General features: G+C 67.5%; 28 protein-coding genes. 6 read left to right on the top strand and 22 right to left on the bottom strand.

Going from position 1 to position 22,751, the window contains the following annotated elements; genetic code table 11:
- Positions 1 to 82: 82 nt before the first annotated feature.
- The 17 genes from ABE571_RS18260 to ABE571_RS18180 all read right to left on the bottom strand — a co-directional run bounded on the left by ABE571_RS18260 (position 83) and on the right by ABE571_RS18180 (position 13,775).
- Positions 83 to 538 carry a transposase gene (locus ABE571_RS18260; protein ID WP_346494344.1) on the bottom strand — a complete coding sequence of 152 codons (456 nt, stop codon included), beginning with the start codon at positions 536 to 538 and terminating at the stop codon, positions 83 to 85.
- 276 nt (positions 539 to 814) lie between these two features.
- Positions 815 to 1,615, bottom strand: a complete 801-nt coding sequence (locus tag ABE571_RS18255) for a prolyl oligopeptidase family serine peptidase (protein WP_346482186.1) — start codon at positions 1,613 to 1,615, stop codon at positions 815 to 817.
- A gap of 67 nt (positions 1,616 to 1,682) precedes the next feature.
- Positions 1,683 to 1,949 (bottom strand): hypothetical protein, encoded by a 267-nt coding sequence (locus ABE571_RS18250; RefSeq protein ID WP_152153549.1) that lies wholly within the window; start codon positions 1,947 to 1,949, stop codon positions 1,683 to 1,685.
- Positions 1,950 to 1,962: 13 nt separating this feature from the next.
- Positions 1,963 to 3,324 (bottom strand): magnesium transporter, encoded by a 1,362-nt coding sequence (gene mgtE, locus ABE571_RS18245; protein WP_123728558.1) that lies wholly within the window; start codon positions 3,322 to 3,324, stop codon positions 1,963 to 1,965.
- A gap of 220 nt (positions 3,325 to 3,544) precedes the next feature.
- Positions 3,545 to 5,254 carry a phosphoenolpyruvate--protein phosphotransferase gene (gene ptsP, locus ABE571_RS18240; protein WP_313212877.1) on the bottom strand — a complete coding sequence of 570 codons (1,710 nt, stop codon included), beginning with the start codon at positions 5,252 to 5,254 and terminating at the stop codon, positions 3,545 to 3,547.
- Between the two features lie 59 nt (positions 5,255 to 5,313).
- The gene (locus ABE571_RS18235; protein ID WP_088432826.1) at positions 5,314 to 5,583 is read right to left on the bottom strand and encodes an HPr family phosphocarrier protein; all 270 of its coding nucleotides are present in this window, start codon (positions 5,581 to 5,583) and stop codon (positions 5,314 to 5,316) included.
- Entirely contained in the window at positions 5,576 to 5,968 is a 393-nt protein-coding gene (locus ABE571_RS18230; protein ID WP_019185401.1) for a PTS sugar transporter subunit IIA, read from the bottom strand. The genes ABE571_RS18235 and ABE571_RS18230 overlap by 8 nt, the downstream gene beginning before the upstream one ends.
- A gap of 197 nt (positions 5,969 to 6,165) precedes the next feature.
- A complete protein-coding gene (rapZ, locus tag ABE571_RS18225; RefSeq protein WP_183073811.1) occupies positions 6,166 to 7,062 on the bottom strand; it encodes an RNase adapter RapZ in 897 nt (298 codons plus the stop codon).
- On the bottom strand, positions 7,059 to 8,009 hold the full coding sequence (hprK, locus tag ABE571_RS18220; RefSeq protein ID WP_019185403.1) for an HPr(Ser) kinase/phosphatase: 951 nt from the start codon (positions 8,007 to 8,009) through the stop codon (positions 7,059 to 7,061). Before hprK ends, rapZ begins: the two co-directional genes overlap by 4 nt.
- Positions 8,006 to 8,458, bottom strand: a complete 453-nt coding sequence (locus ABE571_RS18215; RefSeq protein ID WP_121043141.1) for a PTS sugar transporter subunit IIA — start codon at positions 8,456 to 8,458, stop codon at positions 8,006 to 8,008. The genes hprK and ABE571_RS18215 overlap by 4 nt, the downstream gene beginning before the upstream one ends.
- A 21-nt stretch (positions 8,459 to 8,479) precedes the next feature.
- Positions 8,480 to 8,806 carry a ribosome-associated translation inhibitor RaiA gene (gene raiA, locus ABE571_RS18210; protein WP_046274055.1) on the bottom strand — a complete coding sequence of 109 codons (327 nt, stop codon included), beginning with the start codon at positions 8,804 to 8,806 and terminating at the stop codon, positions 8,480 to 8,482.
- A gap of 58 nt (positions 8,807 to 8,864) precedes the next feature.
- Positions 8,865 to 10,304 carry an RNA polymerase factor sigma-54 gene (locus ABE571_RS18205; protein ID WP_313212885.1) on the bottom strand — a complete coding sequence of 480 codons (1,440 nt, stop codon included), beginning with the start codon at positions 10,302 to 10,304 and terminating at the stop codon, positions 8,865 to 8,867.
- A 42-nt stretch (positions 10,305 to 10,346) separates the two neighbouring features.
- Positions 10,347 to 11,066 (bottom strand): LPS export ABC transporter ATP-binding protein, encoded by a 720-nt coding sequence (lptB, locus tag ABE571_RS18200; protein ID WP_019185407.1) that lies wholly within the window; start codon positions 11,064 to 11,066, stop codon positions 10,347 to 10,349.
- A complete protein-coding gene (gene lptA / locus ABE571_RS18195; protein WP_313212888.1) occupies positions 11,066 to 11,641 on the bottom strand; it encodes a lipopolysaccharide transport periplasmic protein LptA in 576 nt (191 codons plus the stop codon). The genes lptB and lptA overlap by 1 nt, the downstream gene beginning before the upstream one ends.
- On the bottom strand, positions 11,619 to 12,185 hold the full coding sequence (gene lptC / locus ABE571_RS18190) for an LPS export ABC transporter periplasmic protein LptC (RefSeq protein WP_121043149.1): 567 nt from the start codon (positions 12,183 to 12,185) through the stop codon (positions 11,619 to 11,621). Before lptC ends, lptA begins: the two co-directional genes overlap by 23 nt.
- Positions 12,182 to 12,730, bottom strand: a complete 549-nt coding sequence (locus tag ABE571_RS18185) for an HAD hydrolase family protein (protein ID WP_346494342.1) — start codon at positions 12,728 to 12,730, stop codon at positions 12,182 to 12,184. Before ABE571_RS18185 ends, lptC begins: the two co-directional genes overlap by 4 nt.
- Positions 12,731 to 12,773: 43 nt before the next feature.
- Positions 12,774 to 13,775: a KpsF/GutQ family sugar-phosphate isomerase gene (locus ABE571_RS18180; protein ID WP_313217452.1), complete on the bottom strand. Its 1,002-nt coding sequence runs from the start codon at positions 13,773 to 13,775 to the stop codon at positions 12,774 to 12,776.
- Positions 13,776 to 13,828: 53 nt separating this feature from the next.
- On the opposite strand from ABE571_RS18180, the gene ABE571_RS18175 reads away from it, so the two are divergent.
- The 3 genes from ABE571_RS18175 (at position 13,829) to ABE571_RS18165 (ending at position 15,717) form a co-directional block, all read left to right on the top strand.
- Entirely contained in the window at positions 13,829 to 14,059 is a 231-nt protein-coding gene (locus tag ABE571_RS18175) for a BolA family protein (protein WP_313212896.1), read from the top strand.
- A gap of 78 nt (positions 14,060 to 14,137) precedes the next feature.
- A complete protein-coding gene (gene murA / locus ABE571_RS18170; RefSeq protein WP_313217454.1) occupies positions 14,138 to 15,412 on the top strand; it encodes a UDP-N-acetylglucosamine 1-carboxyvinyltransferase in 1,275 nt (424 codons plus the stop codon).
- The gene (locus ABE571_RS18165; protein ID WP_313212589.1) at positions 15,409 to 15,717 is read left to right on the top strand and encodes an EF-hand domain-containing protein; all 309 of its coding nucleotides are present in this window, start codon (positions 15,409 to 15,411) and stop codon (positions 15,715 to 15,717) included. The genes murA and ABE571_RS18165 overlap by 4 nt, the downstream gene beginning before the upstream one ends.
- A gap of 33 nt (positions 15,718 to 15,750) precedes the next feature.
- Here the strand turns inward: ABE571_RS18165 and ABE571_RS18160 are convergent, their stop codons facing one another.
- The 5 genes from ABE571_RS18160 to purM form a co-directional block, all read right to left on the bottom strand.
- A complete protein-coding gene (locus tag ABE571_RS18160; RefSeq protein WP_313212590.1) occupies positions 15,751 to 16,434 on the bottom strand; it encodes a DUF3108 domain-containing protein in 684 nt (227 codons plus the stop codon).
- A gap of 2 nt (positions 16,435 to 16,436) precedes the next feature.
- Positions 16,437 to 17,180 carry a DUF3108 domain-containing protein gene (locus ABE571_RS18155; RefSeq protein WP_313212610.1) on the bottom strand — a complete coding sequence of 248 codons (744 nt, stop codon included), beginning with the start codon at positions 17,178 to 17,180 and terminating at the stop codon, positions 16,437 to 16,439.
- Positions 17,181 to 17,280: 100 nt separating this feature from the next.
- Complete coding sequence (gene purN / locus ABE571_RS18150) at positions 17,281 to 17,934, bottom strand: phosphoribosylglycinamide formyltransferase (RefSeq protein WP_313212591.1); 654 nt, start codon at positions 17,932 to 17,934, stop codon at positions 17,281 to 17,283.
- Complete coding sequence (locus ABE571_RS18145; protein ID WP_313212592.1) at positions 17,931 to 18,413, bottom strand: hypothetical protein; 483 nt, start codon at positions 18,411 to 18,413, stop codon at positions 17,931 to 17,933. Before ABE571_RS18145 ends, purN begins: the two co-directional genes overlap by 4 nt.
- An 8-nt stretch (positions 18,414 to 18,421) precedes the next feature.
- On the bottom strand, positions 18,422 to 19,447 hold the full coding sequence (gene purM / locus ABE571_RS18140) for a phosphoribosylformylglycinamidine cyclo-ligase (RefSeq protein WP_313212611.1): 1,026 nt from the start codon (positions 19,445 to 19,447) through the stop codon (positions 18,422 to 18,424).
- A 138-nt stretch (positions 19,448 to 19,585) separates the two neighbouring features.
- Between purM and ABE571_RS18135 the strand changes: the two genes are divergently transcribed.
- From ABE571_RS18135 to hda, 3 genes are read left to right on the top strand one after another with little or no spacing between them, the layout of a single operon-like run.
- A complete protein-coding gene (locus ABE571_RS18135) occupies positions 19,586 to 20,710 on the top strand; it encodes a DUF2066 domain-containing protein (RefSeq protein ID WP_313212593.1) in 1,125 nt (374 codons plus the stop codon).
- Positions 20,707 to 21,879, top strand: coding sequence for an AI-2E family transporter (locus ABE571_RS18130; RefSeq protein ID WP_313212594.1), 1,173 nt, complete (start codon positions 20,707 to 20,709; stop codon positions 21,877 to 21,879). The genes ABE571_RS18135 and ABE571_RS18130 overlap by 4 nt, the downstream gene beginning before the upstream one ends.
- Complete coding sequence (hda, locus tag ABE571_RS18125) at positions 21,876 to 22,586, top strand: DnaA regulatory inactivator Hda (RefSeq protein WP_019185422.1); 711 nt, start codon at positions 21,876 to 21,878, stop codon at positions 22,584 to 22,586. The genes ABE571_RS18130 and hda overlap by 4 nt, the downstream gene beginning before the upstream one ends.
- Positions 22,587 to 22,751 lie beyond the last annotated feature (165 nt).

The following is a 22,751-nucleotide window of genomic DNA, read 5'->3' as shown; positions in this document are numbered from 1 at the left end:
CAGAAATCCCCCCCGCGCGCTGGTTAGGGCCGGCGGCTGGCCGGCTCCGCCGCATGCATCGGCAGCCGCCCAGTGGCCGGCACTACCGGTCATCTGGCCAAAGGGTCCATGCGTACGGGTAGTCTCCGATCTGCCCTGACAGACCTGCACGGATCGGATTGCCGAGGATGTACAGCGCATGCCGATGCAGCGACTCGTCGGAACGCACGGCGTGATCGTGGTAACCGGCTTGCCACAACGCACCACCACGACCCTGAGATCGATTGATCGCCAACGCAGTCGATGATTTGAAGCGTCGAGCGATATCGGCCAGTGGCTTCGTTTCCAGTTCCACCATCCAGTGCAGATGGTCGGGCATGACCACCCAGGCAAGGGATCGTACGTATCCACGTTCGTCCATTTCCTTCAGGTGCGACATGGCAATTGCGGAGACGTCGGGATCAACAAACCAGCGCTTGCGGTTATGGCAGACCATGGTCAGGACGTAGGTCTGCCCTGGAATCGAACAGCGCCCCACGCGTAGTCGAGAAGAACTCATGGCGCATCGTGAGTGATCCCGCAGCCCCCTGGTATCGGCCAACGGCGCAGACCGTTATGGCGAAAAAGCCAAATAAGGTAGTGCCGGCCGCTGGCCGGCTTCACGAAGCGCGGGCGATCGATGACGGTTTGCTGCAGAGCCGGCCAGCGGCCGGCACTACCGGGACCTCTGCAGAGCCGGCCAGCGGCCGGCACTACCGGGACCTCTGCAGAGCCGGCCAGCGGCCGGCACTACCGATCGTGGCCACCCGTCAAGCGTCGCGGCCACCGTGATCCATCAACGGTTCTGCGCGAACATCCACGCCCACATCGCCGCATCGGCATAGGTGGCGTCCCAGGCGTTGTGGTTGCCTTCGGGGTACTCGGTGTAGCGCACGTCCTTCGCACCGGCCTGCTGGAACGCGGCGTGCAGCTTGCGGTCGTCATCCGGCGGTACCAGGTCGTCCAGCGCGCCATGGAACATCCAGATCGGGACGTTGCGCAGGCGCTGGGCAATGGCGGCGTACGGGTCGCGCTGGCCGGCCACGGCCTCCACCTGCAGGTCCGGGCGGCTCTGGTGCGGGGACAGCACCGCGCCGCAGACCGGCACGATGGCGGCGAAGCGGGTCGGTTCGGCCAGCGCGATGTTCCAGCTGCCGTAGCCGCCCATCGACATCCCGGTCAGGTACTGCCGCTGCGGGTCGGCCCCAAACTCGGCGATGGCGGCATCCAGTGCAGCCAGCGCGATGCGGTTGTTCTCGCCCGACCATTCCTGGTCATCCGGGGTCTGCGGCAACACCACCAGCGCGGGGAAGGTGGAGGTGTGCTGGCGCAGGTAGGGCCCAAGCCCGGCCTGGGTCTGGCGGCGGCCGTCGCGGCCACGCTCACCGGAGCCATGCAGGAACAGGACGACCGGCAATTGGCCGCGTGAGGCGGCGGCGTTGCGCGGCACGAACACCTGGTAATACGCGGTATGGCCATCCACCTTGACCGCACGGCCGACGAACTGGCCACCGGAGGCCGCCGGGGTGCTCGCGCAGCCGGCCACCGTCATCATCGCCACTGCCCAGAGCAGCCATCCACTCCAACGTCGTGCCATTGTCGTGCCTTGATTGAAATCGTTTTCAGTCTAGGCCCGGTGGCGCGCCGGAGCATCTTGCAGTGCATCAGTGCGGGCGCGGGGCCGCAGCCAGGATGTCCAGCTGTTCGATCGCCTCGGGGTGACCGTCGGCGGCGGCCGCCTGCACCTGCGCCAGACTGGGGTGGACCACCAGCAGGATCGGGTTCTCGCACTGCGGGCAGTCGAACTGCGCTTCGTCTTCGTGCAGTTCCATCGGCATCTGCCGCGCGCTGCCCTGCCATTCGCAGGCGGCGCAGGTATACGTCGCGTCGCGCCAGCCGGGCTGGAAGTAGTTGTCGAGGGTCAGGGCCATGCGGTGTCCAGGGTCAGTGCAGCAGGATCAGGCTGGCCAGGCCGAGGAAGCTGAAGAAGCCCATGACATCGGTGACAGCGGTCACCACCACGGTACCGGCCACGGCCGGGTCCACGTTCATGCGCTTGAGCAGCAGCGGCAGCAGCACACCGGCCAGGGCCGCGGCGCAGAAGTTGATGATCAGCGCCAGGGTGATCACCAGCGACAGCAGGAAGCTGTGGAACCAGAGGTAGGCGATGATGCCGACCACGGTGCCGATCAGGGTGCCGTTGATCAAGGCGACGCGTGATTCCTTCCACAGCAGGATGCGCGCGTTGCTCTGGCCGACCTGGCCCAGCGCGATGCCGCGCACCATCAGGGTCAGCACCTGCACGGCGGCATTGCCGCCCACGCCGGCCACGATCGGCATCAGCACGGCCAGCGCCACCACTTTCTGCAGGGTCAGCTCGAACTGGCCGATCACGCTGGCCGCCAGGAACGCGGTGCACAGGTTGATGCCCAGCCAGACCACGCGACCGCGCACGGCGCGCTTGATCGGCGAGAACAGATCTTCTTCTTCGTCCAGACCGGCGGCGCCCAGCGCCTGGTGCTCGGCCTGCGACCGGATGATGTCGACCACGTCATCGATGGTGATGCGGCCGAGCAGGATGTTGTTGTCGTCCACCACCGGCGCGGACACCCAGTCATGATCGGAGAACTGGCGCGCGACTTCATCGGCGCTCTCGCCGACATCGATCGCCGGCTGCTCGTCATCGATCAGGCGGTTGATCGGGGTGTTGTCCTCGTGCGTCACCAGCGCGGCCAGCGACAGGCGGCCCAGGTACTGGTGGCGGCGACTGACCACGAACAGGTGATCGGTGTGGTCGGGCAGTTCGCCGCGCAGGCGCAGGTAGCGCAGCACCACATCGACATTGACGTCGGCGCGCACGGTCACCACGTCCGGGTTCATCAGGCGGCCGGCGCTGTCTTCGGGATAGGACAGCACCTGCTCAAGCCGCTCGCGGTTCTCGCGGTCCATCGACTTGAGCACTTCATCGATGACCGTGTCCGGCAGGTCTTCGACCAGGTCGGCCAGGTCATCGATGTCCAGATCTTCGACCGCGGCGATGATCTCGTCCGGGTCCATGTCGGCCAGCAGGCTTTCGCGCACTTCTTCGCCGACGTGGACCAGTACCTCGCCGTCGTCTTCCGGATCCACCAGGCCCCAGACGATCTCACGCTTGCCCGGCGGCAGCGATTCGAGCAGGTTGCCGATTTCCGCCGGCGCCAGGGTATTGACCAACCGACGGACCGGACCCAGCCGCCCGCTGTCCAGTGCATCGGACAACAGCCGCAGCTGGCGCGCCGTCTTGTCGTGGCGTACGGCTTCGGCCATGCGCAGCTCCTGCGGAAAAAGAAAAAGGCCGCTATCCGGTAGAGGATGCGGCATGGGCGGTGGTCACCGCGTCATTATCGCGTGCTTGTGTGTCAATCGGGTAGCGCGCAGACGGCGTTGCGCGTGGGACGCACGCATTCAACGACGGTAGTGCCGGCCGCTGGCCGGCAACCACGCATACCGATCCGAAGGTTCATGCGGAGCCGGCCAGCGGCCGGCACTACCGGGCCTTCTCGATCCAGCGTTCAATGCCGCGGCGGTCGCGTGCCTGCAGCAGCTTGGGCGCCATCGCCTGCAGCACCGACAGATCGCTGTCGCGCACCGCACGGCGCACTTCCAGCAGGGTGCCGGGGTGCAGGCTGAATTCCGTCAGCCCCAGCGCCAGCAGCAGACGGGTCATCAGCGGGTCGCCGGCGATCTCGCCGCAGACCGCCACCGGAATGTTGTACGCCTGGCCGGTGCGCAGGATGTGCGCGAGCAGGCGCACCACCGCCGGGTGCAGCGGGGAGTACAGCTCGCCGACCGCCTCGTTGTTGCGGTCGGCGGCAAGCAGGTACTGGACCAGATCGTTGGTGCCGATCGAGAGGAAGTCGACCAGATCGATGAAGCTCTCCAGCGCGATCGCGGCGGCCGGTACTTCGATCATCGCGCCGAACGGGATGTGCTCGGCCACTTCATGGCCTTCCGCGCGCAGCAGTTCGGCCTGCTTGGCCAGGCGCCGGCGGACCGCAAGGATTTCCTCGCGGGTGCTCACCATCGGGATCAGGATGCGCAGCTTGCCGTAGGCCGAGGCGCGCAGGATCGCGCGCAGCTGGGTGTCGGCCACTTTCGGCCGCGCCAGCGACAGGCGCACGCCACGCAGGCCCAGCGCCGGGTTTTCTTCGTTGCTCAGGGTCAGCCCGGTGCGGTCGGCCTTGTCCGCGCCCAGGTCCAGGGTGCGGATGGTGACCGGCCGCCCGCTCATGCCGAGGGCGGCATCGCGGTAGGTCTCGAACTGCTCCTGCTCGTCCGGCAGCTCGTTGCGCTGCAGGAACAGGAATTCGGTGCGGTACAGGCCCAGCCCGTGCGCGCCCAGCGCATGCGCCTGGGTCACGTCTTCGCTGGACTCGGCATTGGCGAGCAGGGCGATATCGACGTTGTCGCGGGTGCGGCTGGGTTTGGTGCGCAGGCGCCCGAGTTCGCGCTGCTCGCGCGCGTGCTCGCGCAGGCGCACGCGGTAGTCGCGCAGGTCCTGTGCCTGGGGGTTGATGGTGACCGTGCCATCGCTGCCGTCCATGATCAGCACGTCGCCGTCGGCCACCTTCTGCAGCACGTTCGGGACGTTGACGATCAACGGCAGGTGCAGGCTGCGCGCCAGGATCGCGCTGTGCGAGAGCGCGCTGCCCCCGGCGGTGACGATGCCGACCACGCCGTGGGCCTGCAGCTGGGCCAGCTCGGAGGGGGCGATGTTGTCGCAGATCAGGATCTCGCCGGCCATGCCTTTGACGTCCGGCGGGCGCTTCTGCAGGAAGGCATGGATGCGCCCGATCACATGGTCCAGATCGTCCATGCGGCTCTTCAGGTAGGCATCGTCCATGCCATCGAAGACCTTGGCCAGGCGGTCGCGCTGCACGCGCAAGGCGTAGCCGGCGCTGTAGGGGCCACTGCGGATCAGTTCGTCCAGGCCGAACAGCAGCTCGGGGTCATCGAGCAGCAGGGCATGCAGATCGAGGAATTCGCCGACCTCCTGGTTGAGCGCGCCATGCAGGCGCTGGCGCAGCTCGTGCATTTCGCCGCGGGCCGCTTCCACGGCCACGTGCAGGCGCTCCAGCTCGGCTTCGATCTTGGCCGGCGCAATGCGCTGCTCGGCCACTTCCAGGGCATGCGGCAGGCGCACCCGGGCACGGCCCAGGGCGTTACCGCGCGAGGCACCGTGGCCGGACAACAGCATCGCCCCGGACGCGGTCCGGGCCGGTGCGGAGGATCCCGATCGCGGCTGCCCCCCCATGCTCAGTTGTCCTCGTCGAAACGCCGCTCGAACAGGGCGACCACCGCGTCCATCGCGGCGGCTTCGTCTTCGCCCTCGATGCGCACGGTGACCGGGGTGCCCTGGCCGGCGGCCAGCAGCATGACGCCCATGATGCTCTTGGCATTGATCTCACGGCCCTTGGCGGCCATGGTCACGTTGCAGCGGAAGGGCGCCAGCTCCTGCACCAGCTTGGCAGTGGCGCGGGCATGCAGGCCCAGGCGGTTGGAAACAGTGAGTTCACGTTCAAGCATCGTCGACAATCGCTCCATTGCGAGTGCCTGCCGCGGCTGTGGCAGGCAGTTGATCCAGTCCCTGTTCCGGATAATTCATCACCCGCATCAACATCGGCAGGCTCAGCGCCGAAACCCGGCGTGCCGGGGTGCCCAGACGAGCCAGTTGCCCGGCCAGATTGCTGGGGCTGGCGCCGTACAGGTCGGTCAGGATCAGCACGCCCTGGCCACTGTCCACCCGGCGCAAAGCGGCCGAGGCGAGCGGGAGCAGGACGTCCATATCTGCGTCGAACGGTACTTCGAAAGCTTCGGTCTTCAGCGGCAGGTGCCGCAGCAGACGGGTCGCCACGTCCAGCAGGGCCGTGCCGACACCGGGATGAGTTACGAGGAGAATGCCACAGGTCATTCCCGAACGTTAACAGGTCAACATGAATTGGCGATAGCACGCGTGAAAGACTGCTGTGTTCCGCGGTTCAGCGTGTCGATGACCTGTCCCCGCCCGGAGCAGGACAAGGCAACGCGGTGCCGTCGCTTCGTGGGCCGGGCGGGCATGGCGCCACGCCCGATCCCCCGGGCTGCCGGCCACTGCCGGCAATCCCGTTTTCAGTCCAGTTCGCGGTGGAAGGTGGCCACTTCGGGCCAGCCCTGATCGCGGGCATGGCGGGCCATGCGCTCGGCCATGTACACCGAGCGATGCTTGCCGCCGGTGCAGCCGAAGGCGACGGTCACATAGCTGCGGGTGTCATTGCCCAGCCGCGGCAGCCAGGTGTCGAGGAAATCGACCAGCTGGCCCGCATAGCGCTGCACATCGGGTTGTTCGTCCAGATGCTCGCGCACCCCGGCATCGCGGCCGGACAGCGGGCGCAGCTCCGGATCCCAATGCGGATTGGGCAGCACGCGCACGTCGAACACGAAGTCCGCTTCGGCCGGCACGCCGCGCTTGTAGGCGAACGATTCGAACAGCAGCGAGAGCTTGTTGCCATGGGCCAGCGCGAACTCGGTCACCACCTTGCGGCGCAGCTGGTGCACGTTGAGATGGCTGGTATCGATCACCGCATCGGCGGCGGCGCGCAGCGGCGCGGTGAGTTCGCGCTCGCGGGCGATCGCTTCGGGCAGCGACAGCCCGAGCTGGCTCAGCGGATGTCGGCGACGGGTGTCGGCGTAGCGCTTGAGCAGGGTTTCATCGGTGGCATCGAAGAACAGCAGCTGCGCATCCAGGCCAGCGGCCTTGGCATCCTCGCGCCAGTGCGAGAGCTGGGTCAGGTCACTCTGCGCACGCACGTCGATGCCGACCGCCAGCCGGCGCGGGGCCTCGCGGCCGGGATCGCCGAGCAGGCTGCGCACGAAATCCGGCAGCAGGTCGATCGGCAGGTTGTCCGAGCAGTAGTAATCGAGGTCTTCGAAGGTCTTCAGCGCGACCGTCTTGCCGGACCCGGACAGCCCACTGACGATGATCAGGGTGGCGGCGGTCGGGGCGGAGGCGGGGGCGGGTGTGGTCATGGCGTGCGGCGTTCCAACATGTTGCTGTGGCGGGCGATGAACATCGCGGCCGGGTCGATGCCCTTGGTCCGCAGGATGTGCAGTCGCGTGGCGGCTTCGGTCAGCACGGCGAGGTTGCGGCCGGGCATCACCGGCAGGGTGATCAGCGGCACATCCAGGTCCAGCACGTGGCGGGTACCCGAGTCGCCGGTGAGGCGTTCATAGCCGTAGGGGGTGGGCTCGGTCATCGGCTTGGTCAGGTGGACGATCAGCCGAAGGTACTTGTTCTTCTTTACCGCCGTGTCACCGAACATCTCGCGCACGTTGAGCACGCCCAGGCCGCGGACTTCCAGCAGGTCCTGCAGCAGCTCCGGGCAGGTGCCGTCGAGCACGTCCGGGGCGATCTGGGTGAACTCAGGGGCATCGTCGGCGACCAGCCGGTGGCCGCGGCTGAGCAGCTCCAGCGCCAGCTCGCTCTTGCCCGAGCCGGCTTCACCGGTGATCAGTACGCCGATGGAGTAGATCTCCATGAACACGCCATGCAGGATCACCCGCGGCGCCAGCGTGCGCGCCAGGTGGTAGGACAGGTGGTTGAGCAGTTCGTGGCCGCGCTTGGGCGAAATCCACAGCGGGGTCTGCGATTCGTCCGCGGCCGCGCGCAGGTCCTCCGGGCAGGACTGGTTGCGGGTGATCACCAGCGCCAGCGGATGGGACTGCATGATCCGCTCGATGGTCTCCCAGCGTTGGCGTGAGTCCAGCGAGTCCAGCCAGGACAGTTCCTCGGTGCCCAGGATCTGCACCTTGTTGGGGTAGATCGCGTTGAGGTAGCCGGCCAGCGAAGGACGACGGGAGACCTTGTTGCCGGCCTCCAGCTCACGGCGCTCGCCCTGCTGGCCTGCGACCCAGCGCAGGCTCAGGCGGTCACGCTGCTGTTCGAACAGTTCGCGCGCGGTGATGCTGGTATTCATGCGGCACTCGCCGGCGGGGGGAATTCGATGACCCGACGCAGCTCGTCGCCGTCGCGCGCTTCGCGCAGCGCCTGGCGGATGGCCGGTTCGGAGAACAGCTCGGCCAGCTCGGAGAGCAGCATCAGGTGTTGATGGGTGTAGTGCGCAGGCACGGCAATCGCGAAGACCAGGTCGACCGGTTCATCGCCGCCGAATTCCACCGGCGATTCCAGCCGCAGCAGGGCGCCGCGGGGGCGTTCAAGCAGGGGGGCACGGCCGTGGGGAATGGCGATGCCGTGGCCGATCGCGGTGCTGCCCAGCGTCTCGCGCTGGCACAGGTTCTGGTACAGCAGCTCGGCGTTGGCTTCGCGGCAGGCCAGCAGGCGGGCTGCGGCCTTCAGCACGCTGTCGCGATCGGCGGCCGGCAGCACTTGCGTGCGGACGGCCGCCAGAAGATCAGTCAGAGGCATGTCGGGGTGGAAACGAGGGCATCAGCCCTCATTGTCGCCCACCGGCAGCGGTTGCGGTGCGTGCTGCTGCTTTTTCTCTTTGTGCTTGATGACCAGGCGGTCAAGCTTGTCGGCCAGGATGTCGATCGCGGCGTACATGGTGGGGCCGCTGGCGTCCGCGTGCAGAGTCTGCCCGGGAACATTCACACTCGCATCGGCATGGTGCTCCGGCTTGCGGATCGACAGTTGCACGCGAACCTCGCAGTGCTGGTCGAAGTGCTTCCTCAGCCGTTCCAGCTTGGTCTCCACGTACTCGTTCAGAGCCGGGGTGATCTCAAGGTGGTCCTTGCCAAACGTCTCGATGTGCATCGGGTTTCTCCTTTGTTCGGATGTGCCAATGAACCTTCCCGCCGGGCGCGGTGGAGCGTCAGACGATTCTTACCCTTTCGTGCGAGGCGGAAATGTTCATGGCTTCACGATACTTCGCCACGGTGCGTCGCGCCACCGGTATTCCCGAGGTTTTGAGCAGGTCAGCCAGCTTGGCGTCAGAAAGCGGCTTACGCGGGTTCTCGTCATCGATCAGCCGGCGCAGCATGGCCTGGATGGCGGTGCTGGACGCTTCGCCGCCACTGTCGGTATCGATGCCGGAGGCGAAGAACGCGCGCAGCGGCAGGGTGCCGCGCGGGGTGCGCACGTACTTGCGGGCGATCGCGCGTGAAATGGTGGATTCGTGCAGGCCGAGCTCGCCGGCCACTTCACGCAGGGTCAGTGGGCGCAGCGCCTGTTCGCCGAACTCCAGGAACGCGGCCTGCTGGTCGAGCAGGCAGCGCATCACCCGCAGCAGGGTCTCGCCGCGAGCCTCCAGGCCCTTGAGCAGCCAGCGTGCCTCCTGCAGGTGGGCGCGCATGTAGCCGGCGTCGGCCTCGCCGCAGCGGCGGATCAGCTGCTCGTAGCCGCGGTGGATGACCACTCTGGGCCCGGCGTGGCCGGCCAGGGCGGCGCGCCAGACGCCGTTCTGGCGCCAGACCACACAGTCCGGCACCACGTAGCTGTCGTGGGAGAGCTCGCCGATCTGGGTACCCGGGCGCGGGTCCAGCGAGCGCAGCAGCTGCACCGCGACCTCGACCTCGGCCAGTGGCTCGCGCAGCTCGTGGGCGATGCCGGCCACGCCGCTGCGGGGCAGGCGCTCCAGCGGGCCATCGGCGATGCGCCGGGCCAGGGCCAGGCCCGGGGTCTGCGCGGGCAGTACCAGCAGCTGCAGGTCCAGGCATTCACCCAGGGAGCGCGCACCGACCCCGACCGGGTCGAAGCGCTGGATCTGGTGCAGCACGGTCAGGATTTCAGCCTCATCGGCCTGGATGGTCGGGAGCAGGGTTTCGGCGATGGTCGCCAGGGGCTCGCGCAGGTAACCGTCTTCTTCGAAGGCATCGATCAGGGCCGCGCCAATGCTGCGGTCGCGGGCCGACAGGTGCGACAGGTGCAACTGCCAGAGCAGGTGGTCGGCCAGCGATTCGGTCTCGGCCACGCGTTCGGCGGCGCTGCCGTTGTCGTCATCGTCGAAGGAGCCGCCGCTGCTGCCGCTGGTCCAGTCGCCTTCGCCGGGTGACCAGTCGTCGCTGGCCGAGACCTGGTGCTCGCCATCGGCGTGGGTATCGGTGGGGGCGGGCGGGGGCGTGTCCTCGCCAGGACTGGCCTCGAGCGCCGGTTCAGCGTTCTCGGCCCAGTCCAGCAGCGGGTTGGTCTCCACCGCTTCGTTGATTTCCAGCTCCAGCTCGGCGCTGGACATCTGCAACAGCTTGATCGCCTGACGCAGCTGCGGCGTCATGACCAGGTGTTGCCCCATCGATGTCTGCAGCCGTGCTTTCATGCCTGTGCCGAACGGAAGGAAGGCGTTGCGGCGGCCGCTGGATCAGAGCTTGAAGGTGTCCCCAAGGTAGACGCGGCGGACGTCGGCGTTGGCCAGGATCTCGTCCGGCGCGCCCTGTGCCAGCACGCTGCCCTCGTTGAGGATATACGCGCGGTCGCAGATTCCCAAGGTTTCGCGGACATTGTGGTCGGTGATCAGCACCCCGATCCCGCGCTGCTTGAGGTGGGTGACGATGCGCTGGATTTCACCGACCGAGATCGGGTCGACACCGGCGAATGGTTCATCGAGCAGGATCAGGCGCGGTTTGGCGGCCAGCGCGCGGGCGATTTCACAGCGGCGGCGCTCACCACCGGAGAGGCTCGCACCGAGCTGGTCGGCCACGTGGTTGATCTGCAGCTCGTCCAGCAGGCTGGCCAGTTCCTTTTCGCGGCCGGCCTTGTCCAGGTCCTCGCGCAGTTCCAGCACCAGGCGCAGGTTGTCGGCCACGGTCAGCTTGCGGAACACCGAGGGTTCCTGCGGCAGGTAGCCTACGCCCTGCTTGGCGCGGGTGTACATCGGGTCGCTGGTGATGTCCTTGCCGTCCAGCACGATGCTGCCGGCATCGGTCTCGACCAGGCCGACGATCATGTAGAAGCAGGTGGTCTTGCCGGCACCGTTGGGGCCGAGCAGGCCGACCACTTCACCGGCCTCCAGGGTCAGCCCGAAATCCTTGACGACTTCACGCTGCTTGTAGCGCTTGCGCAGGCCTTTGGCGACGAGCATTACTTCTTGCTCCCGGCGGCGGGCGGAGTGGCTGGCTTGGCCGCAGGCGTGGCCGGCTTGGCAGCCGGGGTGGCCGGTGCGGCGCCCTTGTTCTTGGGCTGGATGACCGTGCGCACGCGGGTGCCGTCGCCACCGCTCTGCATGTTGCCGGTGCGGGTGTTGTACGTCATCTTCTGGCCGCTGTTGGTGCCGCGCGGCGACTCGACCTTGTAGTTGCCGGTGAGGATGATCACTTCGCTGTTGACGTTGTAGTCCATGTTGTCGGCCCAGGCATTCATCTTGGAGCCGTCATCCATTTCCTGTTCCAGTGTGGCCTGCTTGCCGGTCAGCACGACGCGTTCGATATCGCCGTTCTTGCGGAACAGATCGGCGTTGGCGGCGTGGATCACCAGGCTGCCCTGGGTGATCACCACGTTGCCGGTGAACGTGCACTTGCCCGCATCGTCGGTCAGGTTGCAATCGTTGCTGTTGGATTCCAGGTTCATCGGCTGGTTGCGGTCGGACGACTTGGCCAGCGCCACGCCGGGCAGCAGCAGGGCGAGCAGCGCGAGCTTAGCGGGCAGCGTTCGGTTCATAGCGGGTCTTGACCTGTGAAAGGAGTTTGTACTGCCGGGTTTTCATGTCGGCTTCGAAGCCGACACCTGTCTGCGACAGGCCCGGGCGGGTCATGGTGACCCGGGCATCGGTCTTGGCACGGTTCTCTTTCGGGAACACGTCCAGATGATCGGTGCGGAAGGTGGTGGGCGGTGCACCGGCAACCTTGGGGCTGTCGCCGCTGACGTTGCCGATGAGCTTGAGCTGGTCGCCCTTGGCGCTGACCCAGCCACTGTCGCCACGCATTTCCCAGTGGTTGCCGTCCTGGTCGGGCAGCAGGAACACGGGCGTGGTCAGGGTCATCGTTTCATCGCTGCGCGCACGCTCCAGCAGCGGGGCGCGCAGGGTGGTGGATTCCTTGCCCTGTTCGTCCAGCGCCACGATCTGGAAATCATGCAGCACGTAATCCTTGGTGGCATCCTCGCCCTCGGCCGCGGGGGCCTTGTCGCGATGGTGCAGGGCCAGCCAGCCGGTCAGCAGTGCGGCGACCAGCAGCAGGCCACCGATGGCGGTACGCACGTTCATGCGCCGAACCTCGCCAGCACCGCATCCACATGGCCCTGGGCGGCCAACAGCACGTCGCACAGCTCACGCGCCGCGCCCTTGCCGCCATCGCTGCGGGTCTGCCAGTGCACCCGCTCGGCGATCCACGGGTGGGCATTGGCCGGCGCGACCGCTAGGCCGACCGCGCACAGCGGACCGAGATCGGGCAGGTCGTCACCCATGAAGGCCACCTGGTCCAGGCCGATGCCGTGCTGCTCGCACAGCGCCTTGACGCTGGCCAGCTTGTCGCCAACCGCGATCTGGGTATCGATGCCCAGGTCCGCCCCACGCTTGAGCGCGGATTGGCTGTTGCGCGCGGTGATCAGCACCGGGTGGATACCGTGGTGTTGCAGCAGTTTCAGGCCGAGTCCGTCCTGCACGTAATACGCCTTGCTCTCGTTGCCGTCCTTGTCGTAGTAGAGCCGACCGTCGGTGAGCGTGCCGTCCACGTCGAAGCAGGCCAGCCGGATACGGCCGGCAGCGGCATGCAGGTGGGACGGGAAAGCGGGCAACGGGGAGTAGGGCATCGTCTGGGGGCAGCTCAGCTGAATGGAGGAAGGCAACTGTGGTTTAAACCACCCGGGCCCGCAACAGGTCATGAATGTTGAGCGCGCCGACCAGGCGGCCTTCGGCATCGACCACCATCAAGCCATTGATCTTGTGGGCTTCCATCAGCTGCGCCGCTTCGGCCGCGAGCTGATCGGCCCCGATGGTGCGCGGGCCGCGGGTCATCACATCGGCGATCCGCGCGCTGCGCACGTCCAGCTCGGTATCCAGCGCGCGGCGCAGGTCGCCGTCGGTGAACAGGCCGATCAGACGGTTGTCGGCATCCACCACCGCGGTCATGCCCAGCCGCTTGCGGCTCATCTCCACCAGGGCTTCGCTGAGGCTGGCGCCGACGTCCACGCGCGGCAGCTCATCGCCGCTGTGCATGACATCGGTGATGTGCAGCAGCAGGCGGCGGCCCAGGCTGCCGGCCGGGTGGGAGCGGGCGAAGTCGTCGGCGGTGAAGCCGCGGGCATCGAGCAGGGCCACGGCCAGCGCATCGCCCATCGCCAGCGAGGCGGTGGTGCTGGAGGTCGGGGCCAGCGCCAGCGGGCAGGCCTCGGCCGGCACGCTGACATCCAGGTGAACGTCGGCGGCGGTGGCCAGGCTGGACTGCGGGCGGCCGGTCATCGCGATCAGGCGGTTGCCCTGGCGCTTGAGCACCGGCAGCAGCATCAGCAGCTCATCGGACTCGCCCGAATAGGACAGCGCCAGCACCACGTCGGCCTCGGTGATCATGCCCAGATCGCCGTGGCCGGCTTCACCGGGGTGCACGTAGAAGGCCGGGGTGCCGGTCGAAGCCAGCGTGGCGGCGATCTTGCGGGCGACATGGCCGGACTTGCCCATGCCGGTGGCGACCACGCGGCCCTTGCTCTGCAGGACCAGCTGGCAGGCCTGGCTGAACGCTTCGCCCAGCCGCTCGGCGACCGCGCCCAGCGCATCGCGCTCGATCTCGAACACGCGGCGGCCGCTGGCGACCAGTGCCGCAGCGTCGGCCGGATGGGGAAGTTGGGGCGAGACAGCCATGCGAGCGCCACGTGGAAGAGTAGAATGAGCGCTCATTTTATTAGGAAAGCCCGTTGGACGCCGAGACCATCCGCAATCTGATCGAAACCGGCCTGCCTGGCGCCCGCGCGGACGTGCAGGGTGACGACGGCGTGCACTTCGAGGCCACCGTGGTCTGCGACGCCTTTGCCGGCAAAATGCCGTTGGCGCGTCACCGCATGGTCTACGCGACCCTGGGCGATCTGATGGGCGGGGCGATTCATGCGCTGGCGCTGAAGACCGTCACCCCTGGCGAAGCGGGTTAGTCCGCGGACCGATTAGATCAGCCGACCAATCAGATCAGCCGACCAACGGTCGGCTCTACCTCAATTCAAGTAGATTCCATGGCCAAGATCGTAGTGACCGGCGGCAAGCCGCTGCACGGTGAAGTGAACATTTCCGGCGCCAAGAACGCTGTCCTCCCCATCCTGTGCGCGACGCTGCTGGCCGATGCGCCGGTGGAGATCACCAACGTGCCGCACCTGCACGACGTGGTCACCACCGTGAAGCTGCTCGGTGAGCTGGGCGCCAAGGTCACCATCGACCAGGGCACCCTCTCGCGCGGCAGCGCGATCGTGGTCGACCCGCGCTCGGTCAATCAGCACGTGGCCCCGTACGAGCTGGTCAAGACCATGCGCGCCTCGATCCTGGTGCTCGGCCCGCTGCTGGCCCGCTTCGGTGCGGCTGAAGTGTCGCTGCCGGGCGGCTGCGCGATCGGTTCGCGTCCGGTTGACCAGCACATCAAGGGCCTGCAGGCCCTGGGGGCGGAGATCACCGTCGAGAACGGCTTCATCAAGGCGCAGGCCAAGCGTCTGAAGGGTGCGCATTTCACCTTCGACATGGTCAGCGTCACCGGCACCGAGAACGTGCTGATGGCCGCCGTGCTCGCCGAAGGCACCACCGTGCTGGACAACGCCGCAATGGAGCCGGAAGTCACCGATCTGGCGCACTGCCTGATCGCGCTCGGCGCGAAGATCGAAGGCCTGGGCACTGCCCGCCTGGTGATCGAAGGCGTGGAGACGCTGTCCGGTGGCCGTCATGAGGTGCTGCCCGACCGCATCGAAACCGGCACCTTCCTGGTCGCCGCGGCGATGACCGGCGGCAAGGTCACGGTCAACCGTGCCCGCCCGAACACCATGGATGCGGTGCTGGCCAAGCTGGTGGAGGCCGGTGCGCACATCGAGACCACCGAAGACAGCATCACCCTGGACATGGGCGGCAAGCGCCCGCGCGCGGTCAACCTGACCACCGCGCCGTACCCGGCGTTCCCGACCGACATGCAGGCGCAGTTCATGGCGCTCAACTGCGTGGCCGACGGCGTGGGCGTGATCAACGAAACGATCTTCGAAAACCGTTTCATGCACGTCAACGAGCTGCTGCGCCTGGGCGCGGACATCCAGGTCGAAGGCCATACCGCGATCGTGCGCGGTGCCGAGCAGCTGAGCGGCGCGCCGGTGATGGCGACCGATCTGCGCGCGTCGGCCTCGCTGATCCTGGCTGGCCTGATGGCCGAGGGTGACACCACCATCGACCGCATCTACCACCTGGACCGCGGCTACGAGAACATCGAAGAGAAGCTGTCCTCGCTGGGCGCCACCATCCGGCGTATCGCCGCATGATCCTGCGCGGCCGGTTCACCCGCCGCCGCAAGGCGCTGCTGGTGCTGGTACTGATCGTGCTGGCGTGGCTGGGCTACGCCTGGTACGCCGGCATCGCGATCACCCAGGGCATCCAGCAGGAAGACATGGACTGGAACGCGGACGGCACGGTCAGCCGTACCGAAGTGTTCCAGTCGTTCTATGCGGTCGGCGTGGACAAGAGTGTCGACGGCAACCGGCAGTGCAGCACCTACTACTGGCGCGACACGCGGCAGCAGATCCGGGTGGACTGCAAGACGGTGTTCGGCGAGGCCAGGCCGGAATGAAAAAACGCCCGCGAAAGCGGGCGTTTTTCTTGGTCAGTTCATCCCTTTGATCGTCAGATCCAGCGCATCCTTGCCGCTCTCACGCTGCAGCAGACGCGCCGGCACCGGAAACTCCGGCACGATCCAGGCGATCAGCTCCTTGTTGCCGTCCACGCGCGAGACCTTGGTCGCGTCGTAGGACTTGCCCGCCACGGTGATCTTTTCCTTGCCGACCACCTTGTAGGACATCGGCTTGATCCGGCCTTCGTCCACCATGCGGTAGTTCAGCGGCTTGCCGGCGGCCAGATCACGCGCGATCGCCAGGTTGATCAGCAGGGCATCCATGTCGCCGGGCTTGAGCGCCACCGGACCACGGCGGTCCGGCTTGACGTCGCCGGTCCAGGTGGCCTGGTTGCTGTTCCAGTTGTAGTTGGCATCGACATTGCGCTTCTTGACCAGCAGCACCGAGCGGTCGTTGCTGGTCAGCGGGCGCAGGCGGCCGTTGGCCTCTTCGAACACGGTGGTCTGGCTGAGATCGGCCAGCTGGTTCTTCACGTTCAGGCTGTAGCGCCACTTGTTGGCGCCTTCGCTGGCCAGGGTCATGGTGCCGTTGGCCTGCATGCCCATGTAGCTGGCCTGGTAATCGGCCTTGAACGGCTGCAGCGCCATGGCCGGCAGGCTCACCACGGCAAGGGCGCCGGCGGCGATCCAGGTCAGCGGACGGTTCAGTGTGGTCATGCTCAGACTCCTTGGTATTCGATCAGGCGCAGATCAATCCGATCTTCGCCGTCTTCGCGTTGCAGGATGCGGACCGGCGTGGGGACACCGTTGGCGATCCAGAGGATGGTTTCGTCATTGCCGCCGTTGGTGCGATACACCCGCAGCGCGTTGTAGGACAGATCGCCGACGGGCACGTTCTCGGTGTCCGGTGCGGCCTGGTAGTCGTGCTGGCGGACGCGGCCCACGTCCACGTAGCGGTAATGCATCTGCCCGCCGGGACGCGCATCGCGCATGATCGCCAGGTTCAGCAGCAGCGCGCTCTGGTCGCCGGGCTGCAGCGGGATCGGCTGGCGGCGTTCCTTCTTCAGATCGCCCAGCCATTGGGCGGTACCGGCCTGCCAGTCATAGGTGCCGGTGACCTTCTTGCCCAGGAACAGGCCCTTGCGGACCGTGCTCTGGCTCAACGGCACATAGGTCCCGTTGCGGTTCTCGAACACCGTGCTCTGCTCCAGGTTCAAGCCGAGCACGCTGGCGAAACCGCTGCGGCCGACCACCTGCATGTCCACGCGCCACTGGTCACCGCCGGTGTGGGTGACACGCATGGTGGCATCGCCGGCCTGCTTGCCCTTGTAGAGGGCCTGGTAGGTGGCGGTGAACGGCTGCAGCGGCGGCGCTTCCCAGCTCATGGCAGGCAGCGCGGGCAGCGGTGGCGTGGCCGTCTCCTGCGCGTGGGCAAGGGCGGCGGTGCACAGCAGGGATGCCATCAGCAGCACGGGCTTGAACAAAGGCGTTCTCATGCGGGCCGGTCGGTGGAGGAGGGGAAAGAATGCCAGCGCCGGGATCAGCGGCGTGTGTGCGCGGCGCTTATCGGTTCAGCTGTCCGGCGCAATCTAGGCGCAGCGGGCTAAACAGGGGGTGACCATCGAGCTGGAGCTGACCTGCCTGTTCAGTTACGCGGCCGCTGACCAGCAGCGCCAGGCTGGCGATCAGCAGCGGATGCTCCACGGCCAGCACCCGCAGGGCCAGGGCGTCGGCGGTGTCGCCGGCCTGCACCGGCACCCGGGCCTGGGCCAGCACCGTGCCGGCATCCAGTTCGGGCACCACGAAGTGCACGCTGGCGCCGTGCTCGGCATCGCCGGCCTCCAGTGCGCGCGCATGCGTGTGCAGGCCCTTGTAGAGCGGCAGCAGCGAGGGATGGATGTTGACCAGGCGGCCATCGAACCGGGCCACGAAGGCCGGGCCGAGGATGCGCATGTAACCGGCGCAGACGATCCAGTCCGGCGCGAAGGCGTCCAGCGCATCGGCCATCGCCGCATCGAAGGCGGCGCGGTCCGGGAAGTCCTTGGGCGAACGTGCCCAGCGCTGATCCGGGCTCACCTTGAGCAGGGCCGAGGCTTCGGGCTTGTCCGAGAGCACGGCCACGACCTGCGCATCCAACCGCTGCGCGGCGATGGCATCGAGGATGGCCTGCAGATTACTGCCCCGGCCGGAGGCAAGGACGGCGATACGGCTGCTCATGCGGTTGGGAAGGCCGCCTTGACCGCGGGGCGCGACAGCACCACCAGGGTGAACACGCCCAGCGCAGTACCGAATGGCATGAAGATGCAGGCGATGCCGGCCACCACCATGCACAGCAGGTAACGCCGGCGCTGCGCCAGGCAGCGCCCGGCATAGGCCATGTAACCGGCCAGCACCAGCCCGGCAACGCAGCCCAGCCCGCCGATCAGCACGAACACCCACCCAAGCAGGCGCGGATCGAACGGCGGCGGCGCCTCACCGGGCGCCAGCGGCGCCGGCGCGGCGAAGATCACCGCCACGCCCATCAGCAGGTAGATCAGCGGGAACAGCGAGAACAGGGCGGTCAGACCGGCCAACACATAGTGGAAGACCGACAGCAACTGCAGCTGCGAGGTGTCGCCCGCCGTGGCCGGCAGGGACGGCGCCGCTGCGGTGGGCAGCGACGGCGGTTGAGCGGCGGCCTCCGGGCGGGGCTCCATGACCGGGCTCAGCCGATCTTGACGCGTTCGGCGCCGTCGGCGCGGGTCACTTCACCGATGGTCCAGTGGTCCAGGCCCTGCGCGGCCACCGCGGCACCGACCGAGGCGGCGTCGCTGGCGGCCACGATCAGCACGAAGCCGATGCCGCAGTTGAAGGTGCGCCACATCTCGCTGTCGGCCACGGCGCCTTCCTTCTGCAGCCACTGGAACACCGGCGGCAGGGTCCAGGCGTCGGCCTTGATGTCCAGGCCCAGGCCGTCGGGCACCACGCGGATGATGTTCTCGGTCAGGCCGCCACCGGTGATGTGGGCCATGCCGTGGATCGCCGCGCCGTGGGTCTTGAGCAGCGCCAGGATCGGCTTGACGTACAGGCGGGTCGGCGCCATCAGCGCATCGACCAGCTTGACCCCGCCGTCCAGCTCCAGATCGGCCGGCTGACCGGCGCGGTCATAGATGCGGCGCACCAGCGAGTAGCCGTTGGAATGCGGGCCGGAGGAGGCGATGCCGATCAGCACGTCGCCGGCGGCCACGCTGGCGCCGTCCTTCATTTCGCTCTTCTCGACGCCGGCGACGGTGAAGCCGGCCAGGTCGTACTCGCCCGGGGCATACATGTCTGGCATTTCAGCGGTCTCACCGCCGATCAGCGCGCAACCGGCCTCGGTGCAGCCGTTGGCGATGCCGCCCACGACCGCCGCAGCGGTGTCGATGTCCAGCTTGCCGGTGGCGAAATAATCCAGGAAGAACAGCGGCTCGGCACCCTGGACCAACACGTCGTTCACGCACATCGCGACCAGATCGATGCCGATCGTGTCGTGGCGGCCCAGCTGTTGTGCGAGCTTCAGCTTGGTGCCCACGCCGTCCGTGCCCGAGACCAGGACCGGCTCGCGGTACTTGTTGGAGAGGTCGAACAGGGCGCCGAAGCCACCCAGTCCGCCCATGACTTCCGGGCGGAAACTGCGCTTCACCAGCGGCTTGATGCGCTCGACCAGCTCATTGCCCGCGTCGATATCGACACCGGCGTCGCGGTAGGTCAGGGGAGAGGGATTGGACGGGGAATTGGTCACGGGCGTCGGCGCTGCGCTGGGGTGAAAGCGCGATTTTAACAGGCCACGTTGGCGCGCAGGCCCTATTCGGGCAACAATTCCCCCCGGATACGCTCAATGGAAGTCCTGATGCGCCGCAGCCTCTTTTTCATGATGTTCCTCGCGTTGTGCCTGCCGGTGGCCTCGATGGCCCAGAGCGGCCTGCGCACCGAAGGCGATGTGGCCAGTGCCAGTGGCGCTTACGAGGCCGAGGTCCCGGTCAACAGCCAGGCCGACTCGGACCGCAACGGTGCCCTGGCCAGGGCGCTGGGCAATGTGCTGGCCAAACTCTCGGGCGACCGCAGCGTGATGAGCCGCCCCGGCGTGATGCAGGCCCTGCGCAATGCCAAGGATTACGTGGCCAGCTATGATTACCGCCAGGACCAGAGCACCTCGGCCGGTGGCGCGCCGAGCTACCGCACCATCCTGGTGGCGCGCTTCCGCGAGGATGACGTCGATGGGCTGATCTCTGCCCTCGGGCTGCCGCTGTGGCCGCAGCCCCGCCCGAAGCCGGTGATCTGGCTGGCCATCGATGATGGCTCCGGCCCGCGCCTGGTGACCGTCCAGCAGGCCAATGCGGCCCGCCCGCTGCTCAACCGCGCCATCGAGCGCGGCTACAAGCTGGGCCTGCCCTCGGGCAGCGCCGCCGAGCAGGCACTGGTCGGCGCGATCTGGCGCCAGGACACGGCCGCCGTGGCGCGGGCCTCCGCGCGCTATGCCCCACCGATGCAGCTGATCGGCAAGCTCTACCGCGATGGCAGCGGCTGGGTGGCGGACTGGGTGTTCGTTGATGGCGGCAAAGAACTGAACAAGTGGACCACCAAGGACAGCGACGCCCGCCGTGCGATGGCCAGCGGTGCCGACGGCGCCGCGGATGCGCTGGTGCGCCGCTACGCCAAGGCCGGGGCCGCCACCGGCGCCGCCGGGACCTACACGATCGTGGTGCTGGGCCTGAACAGTGCCGAGGATTACATGCGCCTGGCCGCCGGCCTGCGCGAGACTGCCGTGGTCCGCAACGTCACCCCGGTGCGCGCCTCGGGCGATCGCCTGGAGCTGTCGCTGGAACTGACCACCGGCCTGGCCGGCCTGAACCGCATGCTCGGCGACAACGGCGTGATCGCGCCGACCGCGCCGCTGGCACTGCCGGTGCCGATCGATGAAACCAACCCCTCGGCCCTGCCGCCGCCGCCCAGCAACGAGTACCGCCTGCGATGATCCTCACCCCCGAAGCGGAAATCGCGCAGTTCCTCAGGCGGTTGAAATACGTCCTGGTGGCGCTCGCCGCCGGCTGGGTGATCTGGCTGCTCGGCCCGATCCTGACCCCGTTCGTGCTGGCCCTGGCGTTGGCGTGGCTGGGTGACCCGCTGGTCGACCGGATCGAGGCTACCGGCCGCTCGCGCAACACCGGCGTGGTGCTGGTGTTCGTGGCGATGATCCTGTTGATCACCGCCGCCTTGCTGATCCTGGTGCCGATGATCGAGCGCCAGGTCGCCACCCTGGTGGCGGCGATCCCGCAGGCCCAGCAGTGGCTGATGGAAAAAGGCATCCCGTGGTTCGAGCAGAAAACCGGGCTGGAGATCATGCAGTGGATGGACCCGGATCGCCTGATCGAATGGGTGCGCAGCCACTGGCAGCAGGCCGGCGGCTTCGCCAAGACCTTCTTTGGCTACGTGCAGCGCTCGGGGTTCACGATGGTGACCTGGGTGGTCAACATCCTGCTGCTGCCGATCCTGGCGTTCTACTTCCTGCGCGACTGGGACAAGCTGGTCGAGCGCGTGGCCTCGATGATTCCGCGCAACCATGTCGGCACCATCACCAAGCTGGCGCGTGAGTCGGACGAAGTGCTCGGTGCGTTCATCCGCGGCCAGTTCCTGGTGATGATCGCGCTGGGCGTGGTGTACGCCGCCGGCCTGTCGCTGGTCGGCCTGAAACTGGGCCTGTTGATCGGCCTGGTGGCCGGCCTGATCAGCTTCATCCCGTACCTCGGCGCGACCACCGGCATCGTCATGGCGGTCGCGGCGGCGCTGGTGCAGGCGCAGGGCTTCGATCTGAAGCTGCTGATCCTGGTCGGCGTCGTGTTCACCGTGGGCCAGCTGCTGGAAAGCTACGTGCTGACCCCGCGCATCGTCGGCGACAAGATCGGCCTGCACCCGGTGGCGGTGATCTTCGCGGTGATGGCCGGTGGCCAGCTGTTCGGCTTCCTCGGCATGCTGCTGGCCCTGCCGGTGGCGGCGGTCAGCAACGTGCTGCTGCGTTATGCACATCAGCGCTATCGCCAGAGCGATCTGTACGCCGGTGAGAAATCGGCGATCGTGCTCGATGCCTACGTCGACAAGCCCGAGATCGTGATCGTCGGCACCCCGAAGGGGCCGGACGCACAGTGAGTGTCGTTCCGCAGTTGCCGCTTGCCCTGCGCTACCCGCAGGACGAGCGGTTGGAGACCTTCATCGGTGCGCCGGATGGCGCGCTGGCGCAGCTGCGCGCCATTGCCGTGGGCGCCGCGCACGACTGGGTGTATCTGGAGGGCGCGCCGGGCACCGGCAAGACCCATCAGGCGCTGGCGATGTGCTCGCTGGCCGAACAGGCCGGCCGCCAGCCGACCTATCTGCCGCTGAAGGCGGTGGTGGGGCGTACGCGCGCCGCGCTGGAATCACTGGAAGGCCGCGACCTGGTCGCGCTGGATGGGCTGGATGCCGTGGCCGGGCAGCGCGAAGACGAAGTGGCGCTGTTCGATTTCCACAACCGCGCGCGCGCGGCGGGCATCACCCTGCTGTACACCGCGCAGCACGCGCCGGATCAACTTGGGCTGGTGTTGCCGGACCTGCGCTCACGCCTGCAGCAATGCGTGCGCGTGGTGCTGCAGCCGCTGGATGACGAAGGCCGCGCGGCGGTGCTGCGCGAGCGCGCGGCGCGACGGGGCCTGGCGATCGATGAAGCGGCGATCGAATGGTTGCTGACCCGTACCGGCCGCGAGCTGGGCAGCCTGGTCAGTCTGTTGGATTGGCTGGACCGCGAATCGCTGGCGGCGCAGCGCCGCATCACCGTGCCGTTCCTGCGCCAGGTCCTGGAAGACGGCCCACACCTGTTGTAGAGCCGACCGTTGGTCGGCTGCTCAGGAGACGGCCCCACCGTGTAGAGCCGACCGTTGGTCGGCTGCTCAGGAGACGGCCCCCACCGTGTAGAGCCGACCGTTGGTCGGCTGCTCAGGAGACGGCCCCCGCCGTGTAGAGCCGACCGTTGGTCGGCTGCTCAGGTG

The organism is Stenotrophomonas sp. TWI273, assembly GCF_039674765.1.
Taxonomy (GTDB): Bacteria; Pseudomonadota; Gammaproteobacteria; order Xanthomonadales; family Xanthomonadaceae; genus Stenotrophomonas.
The sequence above is the reverse complement of the archived record's forward strand: the minus strand, read 5'-3'. Positions and strand labels throughout refer to the sequence as shown.